Raw genomic sequence first — 24,937 nt, 5'->3', positions numbered from 1 at the left:
AAATTATTTATTTCCTCTTCATCGGATAACTTTCCGAACTTTTTTTCCCTTGTTGCGTGCCAGAAATTGTGGCAATCAAACTAGTTTCATTTACTTTTTTATACACTATTTTTTGTGGATAATCGTGTTTTGGATTTTCAAAACTATACGTGTTTTCACTTTCGGAACTTAATATAAAATCAACCGGTTCATCATTATTTTGGCCTTTAACAGTTGGTCTATAAACCAGCTCATCATTGAGTTGTGTTAAGATTATTGTCTCTGAATGAACTGTATCTTTAGAATTCACTATAAAATAACTTGTCCCCGAAAAAGTACTGTCATTTTCTTTAGACCATGTTTCGGTTAAAAGTCCATCAGGCATTTTATTTTCCCAATTGCCAATAAGCCAATTCATTTTTTCTAATTGTCCGAAGTTTTTTTCCGATTTATTTTGGCACGAAATAAATAAAACACAAACTACTATAACTATTACATTTTTCATGATAACTTTTTTAAGTGTTACAATACTAAGAAAAAAACTTGAAACCTTTAACTTTAAACTTGAAACAAAAAATTGTATTTTTGCACTCGAAAACTAAAATAGTATGTTAGAAAGATTGCAATATGTAAAACAACGTTTTGACGAAATATCGGATTTGATTATTCAACCTGATGTTATTTCTGATCAAAAGCGTTACGTACAGTTAAATCAAGAATATAAAGGACTTAAAGCGCTTATGGAAAAGCGTGAAGAGCTAATCAACGTTACCGGTAACATCGAAGAAGCTAACGAAATTATAGCGGATGGTTCAGATGCAGAAATGGTAGAAATGGCCAAAATGCAATTGGACGAAGCAAAGGATCGTTTACCCGAATTAGAAGAGGAAATCAAATTCATGTTGATACCTAAAGATCCAGAAGACGCCAAAAACGTTATGGTTGAAATCCGTGCCGGAACTGGTGGCGATGAAGCATCCATTTTTGCAGGAGATTTGTTCCGTATGTATACTAAATATTGTGAAAGTCGTGGCTGGAGAACTTCGGTGGTTGATATGAATGAAGGAACTTCAGGCGGATTTAAAGAGGTTATTTTTGAAGTTACTGGAGAAGACGTATATGGAACGTTGAAGTTTGAAGCTGGCGTTCACCGAGTGCAACGTGTTCCTCAAACAGAAACCCAAGGAAGAGTGCATACTTCGGCTGCAACGGTAATGGTATTGCCAGAAGCTGAAGAATTTGATGTACAAATTGATATGAATGATGTTCGTGTAGATTTCTTCTGTTCTTCTGGTCCTGGAGGACAATCTGTTAATACTACCAAATCGGCGGTTCGTTTAACTCACATCCCAACAGGTTTGGTGGCACAATGTCAAGACCAAAAATCGCAACATAAGAATAAAGATAAAGCATTGGAAGTTTTGCGTTCTCGTTTATACGAACAAGAATTAGCCAAAAAACAAGCAGAAGATGCTACCAAACGTACATCACAAGTAAGTTCGGGTGACCGTTCAGCGAAAATCCGTACTTATAACTATGCACAAGGACGAGTTACCGATCACAGAATTGGTCTAGACGTTTTTGATATGGATGGTGTGATGAATGGTAAAATTCAAAAATTTGTTGACGAACTTCAGTTGGTGAACAATATGGAAAAATTAAAAGAAAGCGAAGTTTTCTAAAATACAAGCCTCATTTTTTGAGGCTTTTTTTATACTATGAAATTAGTAACTTTGTCAAACAACTACACTATATGACAACAACCCAACTTATTCAACAAATCAAACACAAGAAATCCTTTCTCTGCATTGGATTGGATGTGGATTTAACCAAAATACCTCAGCATTTACTAGCTCTTGAAGATCCTATTTTTGAATTCAATAAAGCCATAATTGATGCTACACATGATTTATGTGTTTCCTATAAACCTAATACGGCTTTTTATGAAGCTTATGGATTGAAAGGTTGGCAATCTCTTGAAAAAACCATTAAGTACATCAACGAAAAACATTCCGAAATCTTCACCATTGCCGATGCAAAACGAGGCGATATAGGCAATACTTCCACCATGTATGCTAAAGCTTTTTTGGAGGATTTAAATTTTGATAGTGTGACTGTTGCACCTTATATGGGGAAAGATAGTGTAGAACCTTTCTTAGCTTTTGAAAACAAACACACTATACTTTTGGCATTAACTTCCAACGAAGGTGCTTTTGATTTTCAGACAAAAATGGTTAATGGTGAAGAACTTTATAAAACCGTTATCAAAACATCTAAAACCTGGAAAAATAGTCAAAACTTAATGTATGTTGTAGGTGCTACCAAAGCAGAATATTTTACCGAAATCCGCAAATTAGTTCCCGATAATTTTCTCTTGGTTCCTGGAGTTGGTGCTCAAGGTGGCAGTTTGTATGATGTTTGTTCTTATGGAATGAATGACGATGTAGGTTTACTTATTAATTCTTCTAGAGGAATTATTTATGCGTCCAATGGACATGATTTTGCCCAAAAAGCTAGGGAAGAAGCGTTGAAATTGCAACAAGAAATGGAAATGATTTTAAAAACAGATTTCAAAAAGAATATGGATTAAAGCTCTGAGTATCTCTTTTTTTTCTCTGTGAAACTCTGTGAAACAAATATGAAAACATTTTCGGACCAACTAGGTACTTCCCACACTTTTGAAACTTTACCAAAACGTATCGTTTCACTTGTTCCTTCACAAACTGAATTACTATATGATTTGGGTCTAGAAGAAAGTATTGTCGGAATTACGAAGTTTTGTGTTCATCCATTTCATTTTAAATCTACCAAAAAGATTATTGGTGGTACCAAAAAAGTGCATTTCGAAAAAATCAAATTATTGCAACCCGATATCATTATTGCTAATAAAGAAGAAAACACCAAAGAAATAGTTGAAGAACTTTCTAAAATTTGTCCAGTTTGGGTAACCAATATTATTACTTTGGAAGATAATCTGAAAATGATTGAAGACTTTGGTCAACTCTTTAATAAAAGGACAGAAGCTCAAAAATGGATGGATAAAATAAATTTTGCACATCAGGATTTCAAAAACTTTATTAAAGACAAACCAACACAAAAAGTGGCCTATTTCATTTGGGCAAATCCCTATATGGTAGCAGGAAACAATACTTTTATTAATGAAATGTTGCGCTTAAATCATTTTGAAAATATTTATGCCAATAGAGAGGAACGTTATCCTGAAGTTATCATTCAGAAAATGCGAATTCAAGGTGATCCTGATTTGGTTTTGCTGTCTTCAGAGCCATTCCCTTTTACTGATGAACATGCTTTTGAATTAGGACGATATACACATCATGCCAAAACTATTTTTGTAGATGGTGAAATGTTTTCTTGGTATGGTAGCAGATTGGTAAAAGCGTTTGCCTATTTTAAATTGTTACACTAAAAGCCATTTTTTGAATTTTTCTTTCCTAGTAAATACTATATTTACACCTAATTAATTGATTTACTTGTGATAAATTACACCATATATTCAAACACTAAAAGCACACAATGGGTAACTTTTGTTCATGGTGCAGGCGGAAGTTCGGCTATTTGGTTCAAGCAAATAAGGGAATTTCAAAAAGAGTATAATGTGTTATTATTGGATTTGCGCGGTCATGGAAATTCCAACCAGCAAATAAAAAATGCTTTCAAACAAAAATATACTTTCTCGGCACTTGCAGAAGATATTATTGAAGTTTTGGATTATTTAAAAATTCAAAAATCACACTTTGTTGGAATTTCTTTGGGTACCATTCTTATTCGTCAATTAGCCGAAATGCATCCAGAACGAGTGCAAAGTATGATACTTGGTGGAGCTATTCTAAAGATGAATTTTCGCTCTCAAATATTAATGAGATTGGGCAATATGTTTAAATATGTTCTGCCTTATTTAGTCTTGTATAAGTTTTTTGCCTTTGTAATAATGCCCAATAAAAATCACAAGCAGTCCAGACTTTTATTTATTAACGAAGCTAAGAAGTTGTATCAAAAAGAATTTATTCGTTGGTTCAAACTAACAGCCGAAATTAATCCTGTTTTAAAATGGTTCAGACAAGTAGAAATGAATATCCCAACGCTTTACATTATGGGAGAAGAAGATTATATGTTTTTACCATCAGTTAGAAAAGTTGTCGAAAGTCATTATAAATCATCAAGTTTGGTGGTAATTCCAAATTGTGGACACGTAGTAAATGTGGAGCAACCGTTCACTTTTAATAACAAAGTTATTGGTTTTATTAAAAATCAAAACTAAAAAAAAACTGCCAATTCTTCCCAGACTTGACAGCTCTTTTAACTAACCTAAACCAATATAATAAAAAACCAAATTTATTACACTACAAAGATACAGTGTCTTTTAAGTCTTTTATGTTAAGGTTTTGTTATACTTATGTTATTGATTTCTAAATTTTTAAAAAGAAACTTGTCTTAAAATCGTTTTGCCAAAAGGAGTAAGCGTTACCACTTGTTTTTTGTTTGAATTTAAGTTCTTTAAATTAACCTTTATAGAATTGTTCTCAAATTTTGCTTCATGATTTTCAATAAATTTAAATCGGGTTTTGTCTAATGGTTCATAGTTTAAATCTTCAAATCCTTTAGCATATTCTTTTCCTTTAATTTGTATAGATGAAATTGCTTTAGCATAGAATAGACTTCCGTATGAAAAGAAATGTTCTCCTTTACTATCCGTTATTACTTTAACTTCAGTTTTAAATTCAACGTGAATGCTGTCTATCTTATTAAATGTTCTTTCAATTATTATATAACTGTCATTAGTGGTGTATTTTTCGTTTGTCACAATGGAAGTTGCCCAACTCGGTTTTCTTATTTTAAGAACAAAAGTAGTAGGTTTATCAAGTTGTATCTGAAAATGAATAACATTCTCATTTGGATAATTGGTTTTATTTTCAATAGTAATTTTGGAATCTTTGATAGTAGTTTCTAAACTATTTGGCATTAGTAAAGTTGCTACTAAGGTATTTTCATTTTCTCTCATCCAAGAGGACTGAATAAAATAGGGAGAAATTCTTCCAGCATTAGGATTGCAACAAACCGCAACATCTTGATGTGCTGGAGAATATTTATAGCGTGTTTGTTTTCTGTCAGGTTCTATTTCTCCATTTTTGGTACCCAACATTTCAAAACTGTTATCGGTTTTCAGATAAGCAATACAAGAAGAGTTTGGGTTTCGCGCACCTTGAGCAGCATTATAAAAAATGGTTTCAATGTCATCGCCAATAACTGCATTGCCCGTTTTTTGAAATAAAACAGTGTAACTATCTAATAACTCGTGAATAGAACAATATTCATAACCTGTGTGTGTTGCATCTGCGGTTCTTTCGGCAATCCATTCATCTCCAATTGGTCCACCAGTTGGAGTAGTGGTATTTTTTATTCTTTCGAGGTAAATAGTTAATGCTTTTTGCAAATCCTTATTTTGATAAGCAGCTACAATCAATGGTCGTAAATGCTCATACGTATGAACGCCATGTGATTTTAATTTGTAATTTGGATTTAGAATATTTTTTAGTTGGACATCTTCTTCTGATTGATAGGTTTTAGAAAAATCGTTGTACAAAAACAAAGCATATTCAGTATATTTTTTATCACTAGTAATTTGATACATTTTATCCAAAACATCAGTAAAGGTTAATCCGTGTGAAACTCCACCATTAAATTTTTCTCCTGAACTAAACGGACTTGAAACATTAATAGGATAGTTTTTCATTACATTGTCAACAGCTCTTACTAATGCATTCCATACTTTTTTATCGTTTGTCGCTTCATAATAAGCTAATAAACCACGATATAAAGTAGCCTTTGACCACAATTCTCCATTTTCTGAATTAAAATTATAGCGTAATTCTTTGTCGTAAATTCCTAAATAGCCATCGTCATCTTGAGTGGCTAAAATTCTTTGTACATATTGATTTACTTTCTCAATTCCTGCTTTATCATTTACTAAAAATACATTTCTAATGTAGCCATCCCACCAATTGGATTGGGTTTCTGAATTCCACCATTTGTATTGATCACTTCCTTCGGCATCTCCTTCTTTAAGATTTCCTAAATCTTTCACTTGACTGTTTTTATGCAATCTTCCTGACCCATAAATAGGATCATTAATCAAATCAGGAACTAATAGGTCTAAGTTACCCACAAATCCTTTGACATCCTTTTCCATTTGTAATTTTAGCCAACCTGTTGGTTTGATGCTACCAAAAGGGAACGATTGTAATTTTTCTTGTGCGGTTGTCATAAGTACTGAAAATAGTAGAAGTATTGATGTTGTTTTTTTCATAATTAATTAGTTTTTTGTCATTTCAAATTGAAGTGTTCCTCCAGCCATTATATCTTTATAAGTAATGATTGGTTTTGTAGTTTTAATTCCATTCAGCAATCGATTTTCGTTATAAATATTTTCATTGGAAAAATTATTTGCTTTAATAATAAATTCTTTTCCATTGGTAAGATGAATAATCGCTTTTTTCATTTGCGGACTTCCCAAAACAAATTCTCCATTGGTTGAATTCACAGGATAAAAGCCCAAAGTCGATAGAATATACCAAGCACTCATTTGCCCACAATCATCATTCCCAATCATGCCATCTGGCGTATTGTTATGAAATTCATTAATGACTTTGTGAATGTATTTTTGTCCCGTTTTTGGTTCATTAGAATAGGCATACAAATACAAAATATGATGACTAGGTTCGTTACCATGTGCATATTGTCCAATCATGGCTTCTTGGCCGAGAAACTTATTAGGGTTTGGAGTTTCAGTAGTAAAGAAAGTATTTAAATGTTTGGTGAAATTGGCTTTTCCACCTAATAAAGAAATCATACCGTTTAAGTCATATTGCGCCGGTGTCCAAAAATATTGCCAAGCATTGGCTTCGGTATAATCACCCGGATTATTCATTGGCGATGTTGCGGTTAATGGGTCAAATGGTGTTCTAAAATTACCTTTGGTATCTTTTCCTCGAAACAATTTGGTTTCTGGGTCGAACAAATTTTTATAATAATTGGCTCTTTTATCAAAGGCAATTGTATTGGTTTTATCATTCAATTTTTCCGCCATTTGACTTACACAATAATCATCAAAACCACTTTCTAAAGTTCTTGAAACCGCTTCGTTGTCTAGTTTATCAAAAGGATAATAGCCATATTGATTGTATAATTCCCAATCAGAATTAATATGTGACTTTGTTGAAGTTTCGACCATTGCTGTGAGTGCTTCTTTGGCATCAAAGCCTTTAAATCCATTGTTGTAGGCAGATAAAAGCATCGGGATAGCATGGTTGCCAATCATACAATAGTTATCTTGTCCCCAAGCGGTCCAAATGGGTAAAAAGCCGGCAGATTTGTGATGTGTTAATGTGGAATTGACAATACCGTTTACTTTTTCAGGAGCGATAATTTGCAACAACGGAAATGCCCCACGATAAATATCCCAAATGGATAGAGTAGAGTAGTATTCCTTATTTGGAGCTTTTGTTATAACATCATTTGCACCACGGTATCTTCCGTCAACATCTGCAATGTTTGAAGGTTGTAAAAACAAATGATACAATGAGGTATAAAAGATTTCTTTTTGCTTTTGTGGAGCTTCAATATCTATTCGATTAAGATAGGTATTCCAAGCATTGATATTCTCATTTTTTACTTTTTCAAAATCCCAATGCGGAATTTCGGTTTGCAAATTATTTTTGGCACCTTCTACTGAAACCGTTGATAAGGCAATTTTGACTTTTAAAACTTTAGTTTCATTTAGGGTAAAAGACAAATTGTATTTAGGTGCATTCTCTTTTTTGCCCATTGGTAGTTTTTCTTGTTCAAAAAAAGGAGTATCAAACTCTATAGTAAAAAAGTATTTTCTGGTGACCCAATTTTTGGTTTTACAATAGCCTGAAATAGTGTGATTGTTTTCAATTTTAACATCGCTTTCAAGTACTAAACTATCCGTTAAAAAACGTAAACCATGTTGTAAATCAACTAATACATATGCATTTTTAGTGGGATAGGTATATTGATGAAAAGCTACTCTGTCCGAGCAAGTGAGTTCTACTTTTACATCATCTTTTTTGGTAACGGTATAATAACCAACACTGGCTTTCTCGGTTTCTTTATAATAATAACTTTGCATTTTTGGTTTAGTCTTTGAATAAGGTAATAGTAGAATATCGCCCATTTCACCTATGCCTGTTCCGCTAAACCGTGTTTGTGAAAATCCCATCAATAAAGTGTCTTTGTATTGATAACCGCTCGTATGGTTCCAACCCTCATCACGATTATCTGGACCAGGTTGTACCATTCCGAATGGTTTTGATGGTCCAGGAAAAGTATGTCCCGTTCCGTCTGTGCCTATAAATACATTGACGAAATTGGCATTGTTTTGTGCAAAGCATAAAGAAGTAGAAAGGAAGAAAAAGAATGAAATAAAACTTTTTTTATTGATTGTCATAGATAAACAATTTGAAATATATCCAAAAATAGCTTTTATACACTTAATTCAATAGTACAAAAAATGAAATTTATAATACTATATTGTTTAGTTTTGATGCAATAGTTAAGTATTAAGATAAATTCGGTGTTATGAAAGCCTTTTTAGAAACGATTACTGTTGAAAATGCCATTCATGCTTTCGCTTTTGAAATGCCTTTTTTTGAATTCAAATGGCATTATCATCCTGAATATGAATTGACTTTAATTGTAAAAGGAAATGGAATGCGGTTAGTAGGTGATAGCTATCTGCCTTTTCAAGCTGGCGATTTAGTTTTGTTAGGTTCTGGAATACCACACACATGGGAAAGCGATGCTAACTCACATGAAGCTGTGTCAGCCGTAGTTATTCAGTTTTCGGAGGATTTCATTGCAAACTATATGAATAGTGAGGCATTTTATAAAATAAAAAAGTTGTTGCAAACGAGTTTAAGAGGATTATTTTTTCCAAATCCATTGGCAAAGAATATAGAACAACAAATGATGTCCATTGCTACTGAAAAAGGAGTAAAACAAATTATAGCTTTACTGAATGTTTTAAATGATTTAACTTTTGAAAATTATGAACCATTAGCGTCTGCGTTTTATTCGCCAAAGAATTCAAAAGAAAACGAAACCCGCATTAATATGGTGTTTAATTATATTAAACAAAATGCGGCTTCTACTATTTTGTTAGAAGAAGCAGCGGAGACTGTTCATTTAACTACAGGAGCATTTTGCAAGTTTTTCAAGAAAATGACGGGAAAAACTTTTTCAGATTATGTAAATGAAATTAGAATTGGCAATGCTTGTACTCTTATTGCGCAAACGGATAAAACAATTGCCCAAATTGCTATTGAGTCGGGTTTTGAAAATCAAACCTATTTCAATAGAGTTTTTCTTAAAAAGAAAAATTGCACCCCAAAACAATTTAGGATGCAATTGAGATAGTATGTTGTATTAGTTTTACTTTTTATCCTGCATAGCAAAAACTTGCTGTAACAAAGGTGATGTTCTCGCTTTGATATCGGTACGGATATTTTTTTCTTCTATGGCTATCATTTTAAAAACTCCTTCCAAAGCTTTATTGGTAGTATAATCCGTTAAATCTGGGTTCACTTTTTGAACCAACGGAATACTATTGTATTTGGTAATAATGCTTGTCCATACTTTATCGGCACCCACTTTTGAAAAGGAATTTTTAATTACAGGATTAAATTTGGCATACAATTGTGTTGTCGTAGTGGTTTGTAAATACGTAGTTGCGGCACTTTCGTTACCCAACAAGATATTTTTGGCATCGGTAAAACTCATATTTTTTACTGCATCCACAAAAATAGGAGTTGCCTCTTTTACAGCATCTTCGGCAGCACGATTGAGCATCAAAATTCCTTGATCTGCTAGAGAACTTAATCCTACTCTTCTCAAAGCCGTATCTACTTTTTTTAATTCATCGGGCATCAAGATTTTTACAGCCGTGTTTTTATAAAAACCATCAACAGCAGTTAGTTTTGTCACTTGATTTGTAATCCCATTGTTGAGTGCTTCTTTTAAACCTGCACTAATATTTACGCCACCAATAGTATTTAATTCAGGAAATTGATTAGCCATTTGCTGCATTTCTGCACAACCCATAAAGCTGAAGGATAAAACAAAGGCAAGAGTTAGAGAAAGGAATGTTTTCATAAAAATGTTTTTTTTCTTGGAGTAACAAAAATGAAGCCAATAAATTTTTTTAAGAAAACACCACCGTTTTATTATTGTACACTATCGTTTTTCTTTCGGCATGTAATTTTATTGCTCTTGCCAGTACCATACGTTCTAAATCTCTTCCTTTCATAATAAAATCATCGATGGAATGAATGTGCGAAACTCGTGTAATATCTTGTTCAATTATTGGACCTTCATCCAATTCAGCAGTAACATAATGACTGGTTGCACCAATAATTTTAACCCCACGATTAAAGGCAGAATGATAGGGTTTTGCACCTGGAAAAGCAGGTAAAAAGGAATGATGAATATTAATAATTCGGTTTTTATAATGTTGAATTACAGTAGGTGTAACGATTTGCATATACCGCGCCAAAACAATAAAATCAATGCTATAAGCGGCTAATATTTCTAATTGTTTTTTCTCTGCTTCATCTTTAATTTCTTTGGTAAACGGCACATGATAAAACGGAATATCAAATCTAGTAGCAATGGATTGTAAGTCTGGATGATTACTTAAAATTAAAGGAATTTCTACATGCAGTTCTCCGGTACAATAGCGAGATAAAATATCATACAAACAGTGATCGTATTTTGAAACTAATAATGCCATCTTGGGTTTTTGATTACTTTCATAAAGTTCCCAAGACATTTCAAATTGGTTTGTAAATTGGGTTTCAAAATCTTTTTGAATACTTTCAACTGTGAAACCATTTTCTTGAAATTCACATTCCAATCGCATAAAAAATACGTTTTGATCAGCATCTACATGTTGGTCTAGGTAAACAATATTGCCCTTACTTTGCGCTATATAATTGGTTATCGTAGCAATAATCCCTTTTTGGTCTTTGCAGTGAATGAGAATAATTATCTTTTTCATTAAGTTCAAGTTTATGGTTTTGAATTTCTTACCTATTGTTATCAAAACTACAGTATTTTTTTAGATAACAAAATGCTTGAATTATTTTTATGTTTTCTACGAAATCGTTGTAACAATTTTTATTTATTGCGTAAATTGCGCACTCAAAATTATCATATTCTCAAAATGGAACCACAAACGCCTTATATTCCAAAAAACAAAGTTCGAATTGTTACTGCCGCTTCTCTTTTTGATGGTCACGATGCTGCCATCAATATCATGCGTCGTATCATTCAAGCGACTGGAGTTGAAGTCATTCACCTTGGTCATGACAGAAGTGTGGAAGAAGTCGTGAATACTGCGATACAAGAAGATGCGAATGCCATTGCTATGACTTCCTATCAAGGTGGACACAATGAGTATTTCAAATACATGCACGATTTGTTGAAGGAAAAAGGCGCAGGACACATCAAGATTTTTGGTGGTGGCGGTGGTGTAATTTTGCCTTCAGAAATAAAAGAATTGCAAGATTACGGAATTACAAGAATATATTCTCCAGATGATGGTCGTGCGATGGGATTGCAAGGCATGATTAACGATTTGGTTAAACAATCCGATTATCCTGTTGGCGATGTTTTGAATGGTGAAATCAATCATTTGGAAGAAAAAAATCCAACGGCAATTGCGCGCGTGATTTCTTCGGCTGAAAATTTCCCTGAAGTAGCTAAAGAAACTTTAGATAAAATCCACACGAAGAATGAAACTTCACATATTCCTGTTTTGGGAATTACTGGAACTGGTGGTGCTGGAAAATCGTCTTTGGTGGATGAATTGGTGCGACGATTTCTTATTGATTTCCCAGAAAAAACTATCGGATTAATTTCGGTTGATCCTTCGAAACGTAAAACTGGTGGCGCTTTGCTTGGTGATAGAATTCGTATGAACGCTATCAACAATCCTAGAGTGTATATGCGTTCGTTGGCCACACGTCAATCCAATTTGGCGTTGTCAAAATATGTGAATGAAGCCATTCAAGTATTGAAAGCGGCTAAATATGATATTATCATTCTTGAAACTTCAGGTATTGGACAAAGTGATACTGAAATTATTGAACATTCTGATGTTTCGTTGTATGTGATGACACCAGAGTTTGGTGCAGCAACACAATTAGAAAAAATTGATATGTTGGACTTTGCTGATTTAGTAGCATTGAACAAGTTTGACAAACGTGGTGCGCTTGATGCATTGCGCGATGTAAAAAAACAATACCAACGCAATCATAACCTTTGGGATACCAATCCTGATGAAATGCCTGTTTTTGGTACGATTGCTTCGCAGTTCAATGATCCAGGAATGAATACGCTCTACAAGAAAATCATGGACAAAGTAGTGGAAGTAACTGGAGCTGATTTGAAATCGACTTTTGAAATTACCCGTGAAATGAGTGAGAAGATTTTCGTTATTCCACCACATAGAACGCGTTACTTATCTGAAATTGCAGAGAACAACCGCAAGTATGACGAAACCGTTTTAACGCAAGTTGAAGTAGCGCAAAAGTTATATGGTATTTATAAAACCATTGAAAGTGTTAGTAAAAAAACAGCCCAAATTGATAGAGCAGGAATTGACGCTAGTAGTTTGAATATCAATGAAGATAATAAAGATTTCTTAAACCTATTGGTGAAAGAATTTGATCGCGTAAAAATGAACCTTGATCCGTTTAATTGGGAAATTATTCTCACTTGGAACGATAAGGTCAACAAATATAAAAACCTTGTTTATAGTTTCAAGGTACGCGACAAGGAAATAAAAATCCAAACCCATACCGAAAGTTTATCGCACACTCAAATCCCTAAAGTGGCGTTGCCAAAATACCAAGCTTGGGGAGATATTTTGAAATGGAATTTGCAAGAAAACGTTCCCGGAGAATTTCCGTTTACATCTGGCTTGTATCCTTTTAAACGTGAAGGAGAAGATCCTTCGCGTATGTTTGCAGGAGAAGGCGGACCAGAACGAACTAACAAACGTTTTCATTATGTGAGTGCTGGATTGCCTGCCAAAAGATTATCAACTGCTTTTGATAGTGTAACTTTATATGGAAATGACCCAGATTTGCGCCCTGATATTTATGGAAAAATCGGAAATGCAGGCGTTTCTATTTGTTGCTTGGACGATGCCAAAAAATTGTATTCTGGTTTTGATTTAAGCCATCCGTTGACTTCGGTATCGATGACGATAAATGGTCCAGCGCCAATGCTACTGGGTTTCTTTATGAATGCCGCTATCGACCAGAATTGCGAAAAATACATACTTGAAAATAATCTTCAGGTTGAGGTTGAAGAAAGAATAAACGAAATCTATAAAAAGAAAGGATTACAGCGTCCAAAATACAATGGCGAATTACCACAAGGGAATAATGGTTTAGGTTTGATGCTTTTGGGCGTAACTGGTGACCAAGTATTACCGTTGGATGTGTATCAAGATATAAAATACAAAACATTATCGCAAGTTCGTGGAACTGTTCAAGCCGATATTTTGAAAGAAGATCAAGCCCAAAATACGTGTATTTTCTCAACGGAGTTTGCGTTGCGATTGATGGGTGATGTACAGGAATATTTTATTCAAAAAAATGTGCGCAACTTTTATTCGGTTTCAATTTCAGGTTATCATATTGCCGAAGCTGGAGCCAATCCTATTACGCAATTGGCATTTACGTTGTCAAATGGCTTTACGTATGTAGAATATTATTTAAGCCGAGGCATGAACATCAACGATTTTGGTCCTAACTTGTCGTTTTTCTTCTCTAATGGTATTGATCCAGAATATGCGGTGATTGGAAGAGTAGCGCGTAAGATTTGGGCAAAAGCCATGAAGCAAAAATATGGCGCCAATGAAAGAGCGCAAATGTTGAAATACCATATTCAAACATCAGGTCGTTCGTTGCATGCGCAAGAAATAGACTTTAACGATATTCGTACTACGTTGCAGGCGTTGTATGCTATTTATGACAACTGTAATTCGCTACATACCAATGCTTATGATGAAGCCATCACTACGCCAACCGAGGAAAGTGTGCGTCGTGCTATGGCAATCCAGTTAATTATTAATAAAGAATTGGGCTTAGCCAAAAATGAAAACCCGATACAAGGTTCGTTTATTATTGAAGAACTAACCGACTTGGTAGAAGAAGCCGTTTTGCTTGAATTTGATAAAATTACGGAACGTGGTGGTGTGCTTGGCGCTATGGAAACCATGTACCAACGCAACCAAATTCAAGAAGAAAGTATGTATTATGAAATGCTAAAACATACGGGTGAATTCCCAATCATTGGGGTGAATACTTTCTTGAGTTCCAAAGGTTCGCCTACGGTGTTACCGGCTGAAGTAATACGCGCTACCGAGGAAGAAAAACAATTCCAAATTCAAACTTTAGAGAATTTGCACAAAGTCAATGCCAATAGTGTAGAAGAACAACTCAACATACTGCAAGAAGCCGCCATCAACAATCAAAACATGTTTGAAAAACTAATGGATGCTACCAAGGTGTGTACGTTAGGACAAATTACGAGTGCGTTGTTTGAAGTAGGAGGGCAATACCGCAGAAACATGTAGATGTTATATTTTTATATAATTCAAAACCTCACAGTGATGTGAGGTTTTTTTGTTTCATGATATTATTGTAAATTTCCATGTGTAAAATTGTAAGTATGAACGATAAATTCCAAAATAAATACCGCATTCCTTCCGCACGATTGCAAAATTGGGATTATGGTTCCAATGGTGCCTATTTTATTACCATATGCACCCAAAACAGAACACATTATTTTGGAGAAATTAAGGATGCAGCCATGCAATTATCCACAATAGGGGAATTGGCAGAACAGTATTGGAAAGAAATCCCCAATCATTTTCCGTTTGTGGAATTGGGAAATTTTGTGGTGATGCCGAATCATGTTCATGGGATTTTGATAATAAATAAATTGCATGATGATATTGCGATAGAGACGCGATTAATCGCGTCTGTACAGAATGAAATCGCGACTGAAAATGATGATAATATGGCAGAGACGCGATTAATCGCGTCTGTACGGGATAATATTTCGCCATATACACGATTAATCGCACCAGAAAATGATGATAATACGGCAGAGACGCGATTAATCGCGTCTGTACGGGGTGATGAAATAAATATCGGGGGTTTTGCAGGTGATAAAAATCCCATGTTCCATGATTCTATTTCCAAAATTATCCGATGGTACAAAGGGAGGTGTTCTTTTGAAATCCGAAAATCCCATGCCAGTTTTGAATGGCAATCCCGTTTTCATGATCACATCATTAGGAATGCCCATTCTTTTGAAAACATTCAAAATTATATACGGGATAATCCCGAAAAATGGAAAGAGGATAAATTTTTCTAGCATATTTCTTCTTGGGATTATAAAAAATGGTGTGTAGTTTTTCTTTATGGGCGACTTTGTTAATTTATATTAAATGAAAACCTCACGGTGATATGAGGTTTTTGTTTTATAAATTTATCTTCTTGTTTTTAGGATATTTTACTTGATAAGCTAGTTGTTTTTTTGCAACTTGCTTTGGAGAAATTGGTAACTGCCAGTAGAGAATACCTGTTTTTTCGTCAAATGTTGCACCGTCTATATTTTCTTTTTCTACTTTTATTTCCTTGTTTTCACTAATTGGAATTCTGTCATAAACTTTCATCATAATGTCGTTGGCTTTGTTGTTTCTAACTGTTATTTCATAGTTGCGATCTACTATCCGCGTGCCACCAAGAAAAGATTTATCTTTTGTATTATTTAATTGTTTACGTTCGATAATCAAATTGCTATCTACTCCCATTGAAATAACTAATTCTTCTTCTGTTTGATAAGGGTCTATATAGGTAGTGCCTGCGTAGCTTCCTTCGGTATATATGCTTGCATCGCCAGGCAGCAAATCATATTTGTTCCAATCTTTTACTTTGGCTGTTAAGAATACATTTTCACTCAATATTGGCGCTGAATAATATTCGAACTCAGCTGGAATAGTAAAGTTATCAATCTCAATAATGGATGGTGTATCAAGCGATGGGATGCTGTAGTTCTTTTTAATTTTGAATGTTACGGTATTCATAATGATTTCTTTTTCATCACCAGAACCAGTAATTAGTTCTTCTTTTTTGGACTCTATATCTTCGGAAGAATCAATTGCTAAAGGCATAGATCTATATCCTTGTACAACCACTTCATCTAACTTAATTCCATCCATTAAAACTACATTCATGTTAGTACTATATATTGGGATAACTTTATTATCATATCCTGTAAAAGAATATACCAGTTCTTTTCCTTTAGGAATTTTTATGGTATATCTTCCATTAAAATCTGCTTGAGCAGAAATATTGGTTCCTTTCACAACTATGTTTGCACCAGGTAAAGGACCTGTTTTATCTGAAACAATACCAGTTACTTCTTTAACCATTGGGTTATAGACAAAGTTTTGACTTTCTTTATCTTTATTGCCACTATATGTATAGGGATTAATAAAGTTTAAGTATTGCGTTTCTAATTTAGGTTTATCATTATTGAAGTTTGGATTTCCTGTTGATAAGGTTAGTTTGATATCATTCCAATCTTCACCTGTATTTTGATATACTTGGGCTTTATATGCAAATTGCAGGGCATCTTTAGTATTCTTTGCTTTTATTTCGTAGGATGGAACCCATCCAGCATTAGAAACAATATATTTGACTGTTAAGTTTAACGCAACGGCATCGTTAGGATTGTTTAATTTTAAAACAATTTCACCTTTAGGTTCATCAATGTTACTATTAGTGTTATTTAATTCTTGTTGCATAGCATTTAACTCTATTTGCAAATCACTAATTTTTTTATTTAAATCAAAAATTTCAATTTTAATTACAGGTATTCTATCTCTATAAAGTTTACTATGTTGTAGCAATTTTTCTAAATTCACTGCTTGTTGTGAACTACTTAAATTTTTATTTTCTTTTAATATACTTTCTTCTTCTTCAAGTCCTTTTATTTGACTTTGTAAAACGGCAATTTCTCTTGATTTATTGAATATCTCTTTTTTTAATTCTTTTACTTTATTGGAAACTTCTTTTTTTGGATAAAATACTATATCAAATCCAATGGAAATAATAGACACTTCTTTTAAGCCGCTGATTTGTATAGTGTTTTGACTAATATATTGTGATAAATCTGTTATTCGTACTATACTACTTCCTTTAGGAATGGTAATAGCGACATCAGAAGTTATTTGTGCGCCTTCAGTATAAACAATGACTTCTTTTGGAGTAGCTTTTGTTTTAAGTTCTGTTGCAAAAGTAGAAGAGAAGCAAAGTAGGAATAAAATAATCTGTTTCATGGCTTATCAAATGTTAATTTTTAAAATAATACGTTTCAAAGAAGTCAAAGATAACTAATAAATAATTTTTTAATTTTCCCAATTACAAGAATCCTTTCGTTTGTTATATCAAATCCCCTCCCGCTAATATATAAAAAATACCACAAAAACTCAATTATAGTCAGTTCAAACCAAAAAAATACCTCATCGCACCAAAAAAATACCGGTGTAATCCAAAAAAAATGCAGTGAAAACCAAAAAAAATGCAGTTTAAACCAAAAAAATACCTGTGTAAACCAAAAAAAATGTGGTTATTTTTTCAAGCGTACTGAGAGAAATATAATATTTAACACTTTTTTAGTAAACTTCCTATACAATTTTTAAAATTCTTGCGTTATAGATTTATAACCTACTGTTGTAAAGCAGTCTATAACTAAATAAATTTTAATGAAGTGATAATTACTTGGTACAATCTCCTAGGAAAAGAACCCGCTATGTGGTAAAAAACATGCGGTTGCCAGCAGAGTTTTAAAAAGAATTAGTAACGAATTAAATTTATTAAGTATGAACAAATCGTATTTCCCGCAACAAGATGCGGCGTTGTTAGTATGGGCATTCAACTATGCTGAAAAAATTCCAAGTTTTGCTACTGAACTAGGCATGACCCCAGCGGAAGTAGAAGCAGAGGTTGCTATTTGCAGAAGCATAATCAACAGTATTAATCTGGTCAATACCCAAAAAAATCTATTAAAAGGTGCCGTGGATAGTCGCGATACTACCATTGCTAATGAAGGTGGTGTGTTGCGCTTAGACATAGCACGTCATAAAACTGCCAAAGATTACACTGAAGCCATTGGGCAGGATTTGGGTATTATTGGAACTTCTACAGAGTTTGACCCTGCAACCTATAAAGCAGAGATTTTCACAGAACTTTTTGGTGGAAACATTCGCATTAGGTTCAAAAAACTAGGTGTTGATGGCATCAATATCTACAAACGTCAGAAAGGAAACCCTGCGGGTGCTATTAACTCGCGCTACTAAAAGTCCGTATGATTTTCATCCGGTTTTAACCGAACCTAACAAACCAGAGCACTGGGAGTTTAGAGCATTTGGCGTGATTAACGATATAGAAATAGGGCTAGCCAGCGATATTGCTGAGATAGTGTATGGAGAATAAGATTTGCCATGGTCTTGTGTACTTGAAATGGATACCTACTAATGTTATTTCAAGGGGAAAAGTGAACGAAAGTTCACTTTTTTTATGTTGGCTAGTTACTCTTTTGCCTTATTCTCATTAAACTTTTTCACAATCGCTTTGAGTTGTTCGGCACGCGTTGCTTTTTTAGCTTTTTCCTTATCTTGCGCCTTGTGAAGTTTGTCGTTATGTGCTTTGATATTTCTTGGATTATTTCTTCCCATGGGTCAAAAGTACAAAATTTTGGCAAAAGTAATTTTTGGCACAACAATTGAATAGTAACTACTATTATCAATCATTAAATTATAAAATCATGAAAAGAATTACAATAGTTTTAGCGTTTATCGGGATGATATCGCTACAAGGTTGTACCACCAATGACGATATTGACAACGATACTATAAGTCAAGTTTTTGAGTTAAGAAATGTAAGTTTTGGTTATAATCCTAATGACGGTTATACTATTTACCAAACATTTAATCCACAAATTTTTTCTTCGGATGTTGTTTTGATTTATAGACTTACGGGTTTAATTAATTCAAATACGCCTATATGGCAATCCATTCCAAGAACTTTATATTTGCCTGAAGGTGAACTAGATTATGATTTTGATTTCAGTAGTGTTGATTTTACAATCTATGCAGGTGGGACTTATAATTTGGGATTAACTCCAAGTTTTATTACCAATCAAACGTTTCGAATTGTCATAGTTCCAGGATACTTTAGTAAAAACAGTTCATTAGACTATAATGATTATAATGCGGTAGTGAAAGCTTACAATATTGATGAAAGTAAGATAAAGAAATTGAATTAAAATTAATTTCTTTTCACATATAATTATTAAAAGCAGACGAAAGTCTGATTTTTTGGAGTTTTAATGAGGAATGATAAAAAAAACCTTGAAAGTATTTTACTTTCAAGGTTTACTGTGGAGTCGCCGAGTATTGCACTTTTTATTGTTTATTAATATGTTTATAACTGTTTAATGCGGTTTAAGCCCTATTAATAAAGAAATGTTTATCTTTGTTATCATTTAGTTTTATAATGATATATAACAAAAATGGCAACTAAAATGGCAACGATATGAAATACAGTTTTAAACTCAAAGAACCGAACTCAAAAAATGAAACCTTAATTTTGTTTTCATGCTTTTTTAAAAATGAACAAAAGAAATTTATCTTTTCAACAGGGGAGAAAATAAATCCTATTAATTGGGATAAAGAAAACAAAACACCTTTCACAAGTGGCAAGAATAAATCCAAGTTTGCAGAGAGTATTAAAATGCAAATGAATAGGTATTCAAATTTGATGCTGGAAACTGAAAGTTTATACAAAAGGATAAATGAAGAGTTTACTTCGAAAACTTTAAAAAAGGTTTTTGATGAAGAGTTTAAAGTAACACCCAAAGGAAAAAATATTTTCTTTGAAGCATACGATGAATTTACTTCATACAAAACAAAGGGTAAAGATTGGTCGCCATCAACTGTAAAACGCTATGAAAATATAAAAAACATTCTTAAAAACTTTGAAAGCAAAAAGAGTTATAAATTAACATTCAGTACAATAGATGAAACATTCCATAGAGAATTCACTTGTTATTGTATGGATGATTTAGGACATATAAACAACACCTATGCAAGAAATTTAGGTTTATTTAAATCTTTTATGTTTTGGGCAAAAGATATGAAATACACTTATAATGATGCTTTTGTAAAGTTCAAAAAAGTAGATAGAGTTATTACTAATCAAATTGCATTAACTATTGAGGATTTAAATAAATTAATGAAGCATGAATTCAAAAGCAATAGATTGGAAAAAGTAAGGGATGTTTTTGTTTTCGCATGTGTTACAGGGATGCGATTTGGAGAACTTTCTTTGATTAGTAGAAGTAATGTAACAGATAATTTTATCATTCTTAAAGAAGAGAAAGAAACCACAAAAGAAGCTCGAGAAATACCATTAACCGCCCTTTCAAGATACATTCTTTTGAAGTATGATTATCAACTACCATTAATAGCAAATCAAAAACAAAACGATTATATTAAAGAAGTTTTTGAAGAGCTGGAATATACTAATAAGGTGCAAAAGGTTACCACCAAAGGAAAAGAAAATATAAAAGTAGATATGATTTTCAAAGATAGGATTTCGACTCACACCGCTCGGAGAACCTTTATAACTATGATGAAACGACAAGGCAAATCAGATAAGTTAATCGCTTCAATTACAGGCCACAACGACATGAAAACCTTAAATCAATATTACCAAGTAAGCGAACCCGAAAAGAAAGAAGCGATGGATGAAGTATTTAATGTTGAAATCCCTTTGTTAAAAGCTAAATGATTTTATTATTTCTCTTTCGAACTTATAATTATAAAATATGCTTTTTTTAGTTTGAATTTCTACATTCATCAACCTATCAATATATCGTTTATTTGAATTTATTTTTTTAATAAATAACCATGCGGTTTTTTGTGTTATTTCATATTTCTTTGAAATAGCTATGCTGGATAAATATTCTTTTGAAGTTTGAATATCATAAACGATATTCATAGCTTTCACAATCCCAAATCTTACGTTTTCAAAAATAGTATTCTTAGTAGTACTATGTATCTTTTTACAGGAACTGCAAATCTTTTCGTAGTTGCTATTTAAGAAATAATCCCCATCTATTTTTTTACATTTTTTACAGTCAAAATTGGTAGTATTCATTGAATACAACACCCTAAAACATTTCTCTTTTGTATTAATATTTATTCTTTTCAAGTGGATTTAAGTATATAATTTTATGCAAAAATAATGATTTTATTTATTTATATATCAATTACTTATAAATAACATATAAAAAAATCAAAAAAAAATAAGTACTGTTTTTTCGCTTATATGATTAGAAAGAAGTTGATAATCAATTTCTATTAAAAACTATTTAAAATGAATAATCCATTTGAAGCATTAGAAACGAGATTAAGTAACATAGAAGCTATGTTATTTGAAATTAAAAACAGAGAGGCCAAAGAAGAGCCAAAACTTTATTCAGTTACTGAAATAGCAAAATATGCTGGAGTAAGTGATTTATCAATCCGTAATTGGATAATTGAAGGCAAAATTAAAGCAACACGAATTGGAAGGAGAATTTTTATCGACCAAAAACAATTTGATGAAGGGCTTAAAGAAGTGAAATCATTAAAGTATAAAAGATAAAAAAGAGCTATGAGTAACACAACCCAAAGCCCTGATTTATCGATAGTAACACAAGGCAAATATAAACAAATTGATTTAATATTGGAATGGAAAACCGAGTTTTCTATACGAATGAAATTATTAAGCAAAAGCACAAAGCAAACTTTCACTTTTACGGATGCGGTTAATAAAACCGATTTTCACACAAAACGAGATTTATGCTTTTTAGAAACATTTAGATTTTTAAATAAAAATCCTTTGCAAAATAATGACTATGTAAAATATGTTTCATGCTACATAAAAGAGGGGAGAAAATTAGATTTAAAATACTTTCGTAATAATATTGAAAAGCTAAACGATTATTACACCAAAGTTGATGAAACAAAAGCAAAAGGAATAAATTACAACCCTTTTAATTTGGTTTCTTACAGAAACTATGTTTTGTATATGGTTTTGAAGTTAAGAGGCGAATATATTAAAAGCGATGATATTCTTTTTAATGTTGAGTATATCGATAATAGAGAATACAACCCACTAAGCAAAACACCAAGCGTGATGCGTGGCGAATTACCTTTTAAGGTTAAAGAATATGATATAAAACGGGCTTATCCAACCTTTATTGATATTGAATTAAATACAAACCATAGAAGCACTATTTATGATAAAATTGATAAGCGAACTTTTGCTATTCTTTTAAATTCAAATAGAGAAAATCCAAAGAATAAAATTGATAGTTTACGAAATCAATTAAGCGTGGTTTATGGTAATGATGCTAAAAAGGTTTTGACTGATGAACGTTTCAATAAAAAAGGAAAAGCATTTTTAGACTTTTCAAGCTACGAAAAGAAATATATAAACCAATTTGTTAAAAAGAATGAATTAGTTAATTATGTTCGCCTACATGATGGAGTTTTTGTGCTTAATGATATTGACTGTAAAAATCTAAATTTTGATATAGTTGAATTTGCGATTAAAGAATGTATTAAGCCACCGATTGAAAATGAAACGATTAATTTTTATTCATTTGATGGATTTGGCGAAGTTGTAACTTCTCGAGTTATGTATGCAAATTTTTTTGTACAAGAAAAGTTCAAAAGAATTTCAACACCCGATGATAAAATTCAATTATTAGTTGATACAAATAATGTAATTGATTTTTTTAATCATAAAACTGATATAGTTTCTTTCTTAGAAAGCAATATAAACGAATGTAAGCACGAAACGGAATTAGTTAGAGAAACAATAGCTCGTGAATGTAATAGTTTAATATATCAATCCTATACGCTTATTCCACCAACTGAATTGAAATATTATTCAGATACTAAAAACAGTTTCGGTTTACCTTTTAAAAATGGTTTCTTTTACTTTGACGATGATACTTTTAAAATCAAAAGAAAAGAATATTCAGAGGTTAATGGTTTCTTTTCACCACATAAAATTCAAACCCGAGAATTTGAATATACAAAAGAGATTGGAATGTTTCAAGAATTTTTAACAAGGGCGGTTTTAAATGCTGATAATGATACAATCGTAAATGAAAACGATGATACAAAGTTCAGAACCCTTCTTGAATTTGGTAAAATGATTGGTTACTTGTGTCATTCTCACAAAAGCCAAATTAACAACCCTTGTATTATTTTAACAGATGAAAATGCAAACGATGAAAACCGAAATGGTCGAAGAGGTAAAACGCTAATTTACAAAGCTATAAATGAAGTAACCACCACAATGTTAAAAGGAGGTAATGAATTTGATGCTGGTTATACTCATGTATTTGCAGATTTACAAAGAAAACATAAAGTTTATGCTATTGATGATGTTCCAGCGGGTTTCAAATATGATGATTTATACACTAATATTTTAGGTGCAATTAATTGCCAAAGAAAAGGTTTAACCGCTGAATTAATCCCTTTTGAAGAAACGCCAAAATTTATGATAACTTCAAATTGGGTTGTTAGGTATGATGAAAAGAACGCTTCAACTAATAAACGTTTTTTAGAATATAAATTCACAAATTACTACAATCAACACCATTCGCCAAAGGATGATTTTAACTGCGAATTTTTTACTGATTGGGATGTTAAGGAATGGAATAGATTTTATTCATTCATTTTTAATTGTGTTTCAATTTATTTACAATTTGGTATAAAACAAATTTCATACGATAAAACAAGAGATAATTATTTGGTTGCTTTTGATAATAATTCCATGAGCGAGGAATTCGAAAGGATTATTAATGATTTGATTAATTTAAGAGATTCATTTTCGGTTAATGACTTCTTAAAAATCTACCAAGAATATGATAATCCGATGCGAAATGAACGTTTTTTTCATAGTAAAAACGTAAAAAAGCTAATTGAAACGTGGTTTTTGGAACAAATTAGACAGGGTAAATCGCTGGAATGGAGCTATTCAATAGGCAAAAGGCGATGGATTAAGTAGTTTATGTGTAACAAGTGTAATAGCTACACACATAGAATTACAAATAAATTAGGTTTTAAGTTATTGATAATTAGTTTATTAGATTGCTTTATTACACTTGTTACACATAATTACTATTGCAGAATTCAAAAGTCATTTTTTTTTATAGAATAAAATATCATCTTTTATTTTAGTATTAAATTTTAACTGTAACAAGTGTAATAAAGATAAACAAAATCAATAAAATAGATACTTAACAAGCTTTTCCAAGTGTAATTCCAACTGTAATAGCATTACACTTGTTACACTTAGAAATCTAAAAATGAATTTAAAAAAATAGTATAAAATGAAATCAGATATAACAGTAAAAAGAGCGAAAGAAGTTATTAATATTTTGGGATTGGTAGCAAAAATTGAATATTTAAAAGAGTATAAAAACATTGTACAATTAGAAAGGTATTCAGAAAACTATGTAAAAAAACGAATATTATATTTAGCTGAAAACGAAAACGAAATGAATTATTTGTTTGTCAATAAAGTATTAAAGCAAATTGATTTGATGCTACTATAAAAAAAGGGAGCTGACATCCAGTCAACCCCCAAAGCAAAGACCAATTTACTTATATCAAAGATAATAAATAAAATCTATAAAAATACTTTTTTGTATAAGAAATGTTTATTACATTTGAATAGTTAAAATGTAAGACAATGGAATTAATAACAAT

The 24,937-nt window shown here is 32.2% G+C and carries 22 protein-coding genes; 14 read left to right on the top strand and 8 right to left on the bottom strand.

What is annotated here, in order from left to right; translation table 11 throughout:
- Positions 1-7: 7 nt before the first annotated feature.
- On the bottom strand, positions 8-484 hold the full coding sequence (locus tag ACSVH2_RS07325) for a DUF6265 family protein (RefSeq protein ID WP_438092511.1): 477 nt from the start codon (positions 482-484) through the stop codon (positions 8-10).
- A 103-nt stretch (positions 485-587) separates the two neighbouring features.
- On the opposite strand from ACSVH2_RS07325, the gene prfA reads away from it, so the two are divergent.
- The 4 genes from prfA (at position 588) to ACSVH2_RS07305 (ending at position 4,258) form a co-directional block, all read left to right on the top strand.
- Complete coding sequence (gene prfA, locus ACSVH2_RS07320; RefSeq protein ID WP_409818993.1) at positions 588-1,661, top strand: peptide chain release factor 1; 1,074 nt, start codon at positions 588-590, stop codon at positions 1,659-1,661.
- Between the two features lie 71 nt (positions 1,662-1,732).
- Positions 1,733-2,569 carry an orotidine-5'-phosphate decarboxylase gene (gene pyrF / locus ACSVH2_RS07315; RefSeq protein WP_438092510.1) on the top strand — a complete coding sequence of 279 codons (837 nt, stop codon included), beginning with the start codon at positions 1,733-1,735 and terminating at the stop codon, positions 2,567-2,569.
- 48 nt (positions 2,570-2,617) lie between these two features.
- Positions 2,618-3,406, top strand: coding sequence for an ABC transporter substrate-binding protein (locus ACSVH2_RS07310; protein WP_438092509.1), 789 nt, complete (start codon positions 2,618-2,620; stop codon positions 3,404-3,406).
- Between the two features lie 66 nt (positions 3,407-3,472).
- Entirely contained in the window at positions 3,473-4,258 is a 786-nt protein-coding gene (locus ACSVH2_RS07305) for an alpha/beta fold hydrolase (RefSeq protein WP_438092508.1), read from the top strand.
- 156 nt (positions 4,259-4,414) lie between these two features.
- On the opposite strand, the gene ACSVH2_RS07300 is transcribed toward ACSVH2_RS07305, so the two are convergent.
- On the bottom strand, positions 4,415-6,304 hold the full coding sequence (locus tag ACSVH2_RS07300; RefSeq protein WP_438092507.1) for a beta-L-arabinofuranosidase domain-containing protein: 1,890 nt from the start codon (positions 6,302-6,304) through the stop codon (positions 4,415-4,417).
- Positions 6,305-6,310: 6 nt separating this feature from the next.
- Positions 6,311-8,467 carry a GH92 family glycosyl hydrolase gene (locus ACSVH2_RS07295; RefSeq protein WP_438092506.1) on the bottom strand — a complete coding sequence of 719 codons (2,157 nt, stop codon included), beginning with the start codon at positions 8,465-8,467 and terminating at the stop codon, positions 6,311-6,313.
- Positions 8,468-8,598: 131 nt separating this feature from the next.
- Between ACSVH2_RS07295 and ACSVH2_RS07290 the strand changes: the two genes are divergently transcribed.
- Positions 8,599-9,435, top strand: coding sequence for an AraC family transcriptional regulator (locus ACSVH2_RS07290; protein WP_438092505.1), 837 nt, complete (start codon positions 8,599-8,601; stop codon positions 9,433-9,435).
- A 15-nt stretch (positions 9,436-9,450) separates the two neighbouring features.
- Here ACSVH2_RS07290 and ACSVH2_RS07285 read toward each other — a convergent pair whose 3' ends face one another.
- Together ACSVH2_RS07285 and purU are read right to left on the bottom strand one after the other, a co-directional pair.
- Complete coding sequence (locus ACSVH2_RS07285) at positions 9,451-10,170, bottom strand: DUF4197 domain-containing protein (protein ID WP_438092504.1); 720 nt, start codon at positions 10,168-10,170, stop codon at positions 9,451-9,453.
- 49 nt (positions 10,171-10,219) lie between these two features.
- On the bottom strand, positions 10,220-11,074 hold the full coding sequence (gene purU / locus ACSVH2_RS07280; protein WP_438092503.1) for a formyltetrahydrofolate deformylase: 855 nt from the start codon (positions 11,072-11,074) through the stop codon (positions 10,220-10,222).
- A 165-nt stretch (positions 11,075-11,239) separates the two neighbouring features.
- Between purU and ACSVH2_RS07275 the strand changes: the two genes are divergently transcribed.
- Both ACSVH2_RS07275 and ACSVH2_RS07270 read left to right on the top strand, forming a co-directional pair.
- Positions 11,240-14,665 carry a methylmalonyl-CoA mutase family protein gene (locus ACSVH2_RS07275; protein ID WP_438092502.1) on the top strand — a complete coding sequence of 1,142 codons (3,426 nt, stop codon included), beginning with the start codon at positions 11,240-11,242 and terminating at the stop codon, positions 14,663-14,665.
- 95 nt (positions 14,666-14,760) lie between these two features.
- Positions 14,761-15,471 (top strand): transposase, encoded by a 711-nt coding sequence (locus ACSVH2_RS07270; RefSeq protein ID WP_438092501.1) that lies wholly within the window; start codon positions 14,761-14,763, stop codon positions 15,469-15,471.
- 106 nt (positions 15,472-15,577) lie between these two features.
- Here ACSVH2_RS07270 and ACSVH2_RS07265 read toward each other — a convergent pair whose 3' ends face one another.
- A complete protein-coding gene (locus tag ACSVH2_RS07265) occupies positions 15,578-17,440 on the bottom strand; it encodes a mucoidy inhibitor MuiA family protein (RefSeq protein ID WP_438092500.1) in 1,863 nt (620 codons plus the stop codon).
- A gap of 543 nt (positions 17,441-17,983) precedes the next feature.
- Between ACSVH2_RS07265 and ACSVH2_RS07260 the strand changes: the two genes are divergently transcribed.
- Positions 17,984-18,460 (top strand): hypothetical protein, encoded by a 477-nt coding sequence (locus ACSVH2_RS07260; RefSeq protein WP_438092499.1) that lies wholly within the window; start codon positions 17,984-17,986, stop codon positions 18,458-18,460.
- A complete protein-coding gene (locus ACSVH2_RS07255) occupies positions 18,438-18,596 on the top strand; it encodes a hypothetical protein (RefSeq protein WP_438092498.1) in 159 nt (52 codons plus the stop codon). Before ACSVH2_RS07260 ends, ACSVH2_RS07255 begins: the two co-directional genes overlap by 23 nt.
- A gap of 95 nt (positions 18,597-18,691) precedes the next feature.
- On the opposite strand, the gene ACSVH2_RS07250 is transcribed toward ACSVH2_RS07255, so the two are convergent.
- Positions 18,692-18,838, bottom strand: a complete 147-nt coding sequence (locus ACSVH2_RS07250; protein ID WP_438092497.1) for a hypothetical protein — start codon at positions 18,836-18,838, stop codon at positions 18,692-18,694.
- An 89-nt stretch (positions 18,839-18,927) separates the two neighbouring features.
- Between ACSVH2_RS07250 and ACSVH2_RS07245 the strand changes: the two genes are divergently transcribed.
- Both ACSVH2_RS07245 and ACSVH2_RS07240 read left to right on the top strand, forming a co-directional pair.
- The gene (locus ACSVH2_RS07245; RefSeq protein WP_438092496.1) at positions 18,928-19,428 is read left to right on the top strand and encodes a hypothetical protein; all 501 of its coding nucleotides are present in this window, start codon (positions 18,928-18,930) and stop codon (positions 19,426-19,428) included.
- A 269-nt stretch (positions 19,429-19,697) separates the two neighbouring features.
- Positions 19,698-20,954, top strand: a complete 1,257-nt coding sequence (locus tag ACSVH2_RS07240; protein ID WP_438092495.1) for a tyrosine-type recombinase/integrase — start codon at positions 19,698-19,700, stop codon at positions 20,952-20,954.
- Here ACSVH2_RS07240 and ACSVH2_RS07235 read toward each other — a convergent pair.
- Positions 20,940-21,377, bottom strand: a complete 438-nt coding sequence (locus ACSVH2_RS07235) for a hypothetical protein (RefSeq protein WP_438092494.1) — start codon at positions 21,375-21,377, stop codon at positions 20,940-20,942. The genes ACSVH2_RS07240 and ACSVH2_RS07235 overlap by 15 nt on opposite strands.
- A 165-nt stretch (positions 21,378-21,542) precedes the next feature.
- Here ACSVH2_RS07235 and ACSVH2_RS07230 point away from each other — a divergent pair, with 165 nt between their 5' ends.
- The 3 genes from ACSVH2_RS07230 to ACSVH2_RS07220 all read left to right on the top strand — a co-directional run bounded on the left by ACSVH2_RS07230 (position 21,543) and on the right by ACSVH2_RS07220 (position 24,783).
- Complete coding sequence (locus ACSVH2_RS07230) at positions 21,543-21,812, top strand: excisionase family DNA-binding protein (RefSeq protein ID WP_438092493.1); 270 nt, start codon at positions 21,543-21,545, stop codon at positions 21,810-21,812.
- Between the two features lie 9 nt (positions 21,813-21,821).
- A complete protein-coding gene (locus ACSVH2_RS07225) occupies positions 21,822-24,233 on the top strand; it encodes a hypothetical protein (RefSeq protein WP_438092492.1) in 2,412 nt (803 codons plus the stop codon).
- A gap of 325 nt (positions 24,234-24,558) precedes the next feature.
- Positions 24,559-24,783 carry a hypothetical protein gene (locus ACSVH2_RS07220; RefSeq protein WP_438092491.1) on the top strand — a complete coding sequence of 75 codons (225 nt, stop codon included), beginning with the start codon at positions 24,559-24,561 and terminating at the stop codon, positions 24,781-24,783.
- The last annotated feature ends 154 nt before the right edge of the window (positions 24,784-24,937 follow it).

Origin of the sequence: Flavobacterium sp. RSB2_4_14, from assembly GCF_051547085.1 — a bacterium.
Taxonomy (GTDB): domain Bacteria; phylum Bacteroidota; class Bacteroidia; order Flavobacteriales; family Flavobacteriaceae; genus Flavobacterium.
Note: the sequence above shows the minus strand (reverse complement) of the source record. Positions and strands in the feature narration are given on the sequence as shown.

What these genes read in the sequence shown, in the direction of transcription:
- ACSVH2_RS07300 (WP_438092507.1), bottom strand. Translation starts at nt 6,304, where the DNA reads ATGAAAAAAACAACATCAATACTTCTACTATTTTCAGTACTTATGACA.
- ACSVH2_RS07310 (WP_438092509.1), top strand. Translation starts at nt 2,618, where the DNA reads ATGAAAACATTTTCGGACCAACTAGGTACTTCCCACACTTTTGAAACT.
- ACSVH2_RS07250 (WP_438092497.1), bottom strand. Translation starts at nt 18,838, where the DNA reads ATGGGAAGAAATAATCCAAGAAATATCAAAGCACATAACGACAAACTT.
- ACSVH2_RS07285 (WP_438092504.1), bottom strand. Translation starts at nt 10,170, where the DNA reads ATGAAAACATTCCTTTCTCTAACTCTTGCCTTTGTTTTATCCTTCAGC.
- ACSVH2_RS07290 (WP_438092505.1), top strand. Translation starts at nt 8,599, where the DNA reads ATGAAAGCCTTTTTAGAAACGATTACTGTTGAAAATGCCATTCATGCT.
- ACSVH2_RS07275 (WP_438092502.1), top strand. Translation starts at nt 11,240, where the DNA reads ATGGAACCACAAACGCCTTATATTCCAAAAAACAAAGTTCGAATTGTT.
- ACSVH2_RS07225 (WP_438092492.1), top strand. Translation starts at nt 21,822, where the DNA reads ATGAGTAACACAACCCAAAGCCCTGATTTATCGATAGTAACACAAGGC.
- ACSVH2_RS07240 (WP_438092495.1), top strand. Translation starts at nt 19,698, where the DNA reads ATGAAATACAGTTTTAAACTCAAAGAACCGAACTCAAAAAATGAAACC.
- prfA (WP_409818993.1), top strand. Translation starts at nt 588, where the DNA reads ATGTTAGAAAGATTGCAATATGTAAAACAACGTTTTGACGAAATATCG.
- ACSVH2_RS07260 (WP_438092499.1), top strand. Translation starts at nt 17,984, where the DNA reads ATGAACAAATCGTATTTCCCGCAACAAGATGCGGCGTTGTTAGTATGG.
- ACSVH2_RS07270 (WP_438092501.1), top strand. Translation starts at nt 14,761, where the DNA reads ATGAACGATAAATTCCAAAATAAATACCGCATTCCTTCCGCACGATTG.
- ACSVH2_RS07295 (WP_438092506.1), bottom strand. Translation starts at nt 8,467, where the DNA reads ATGACAATCAATAAAAAAAGTTTTATTTCATTCTTTTTCTTCCTTTCT.
- ACSVH2_RS07325 (WP_438092511.1), bottom strand. Translation starts at nt 484, where the DNA reads ATGAAAAATGTAATAGTTATAGTAGTTTGTGTTTTATTTATTTCGTGC.
- ACSVH2_RS07220 (WP_438092491.1), top strand. Translation starts at nt 24,559, where the DNA reads ATGAAATCAGATATAACAGTAAAAAGAGCGAAAGAAGTTATTAATATT.
- ACSVH2_RS07265 (WP_438092500.1), bottom strand. Translation starts at nt 17,440, where the DNA reads ATGAAACAGATTATTTTATTCCTACTTTGCTTCTCTTCTACTTTTGCA.
- ACSVH2_RS07230 (WP_438092493.1), top strand. Translation starts at nt 21,543, where the DNA reads ATGAATAATCCATTTGAAGCATTAGAAACGAGATTAAGTAACATAGAA.
- purU (WP_438092503.1), bottom strand. Translation starts at nt 11,074, where the DNA reads ATGAAAAAGATAATTATTCTCATTCACTGCAAAGACCAAAAAGGGATT.
- pyrF (WP_438092510.1), top strand. Translation starts at nt 1,733, where the DNA reads ATGACAACAACCCAACTTATTCAACAAATCAAACACAAGAAATCCTTT.
- ACSVH2_RS07245 (WP_438092496.1), top strand. Translation starts at nt 18,928, where the DNA reads ATGAAAAGAATTACAATAGTTTTAGCGTTTATCGGGATGATATCGCTA.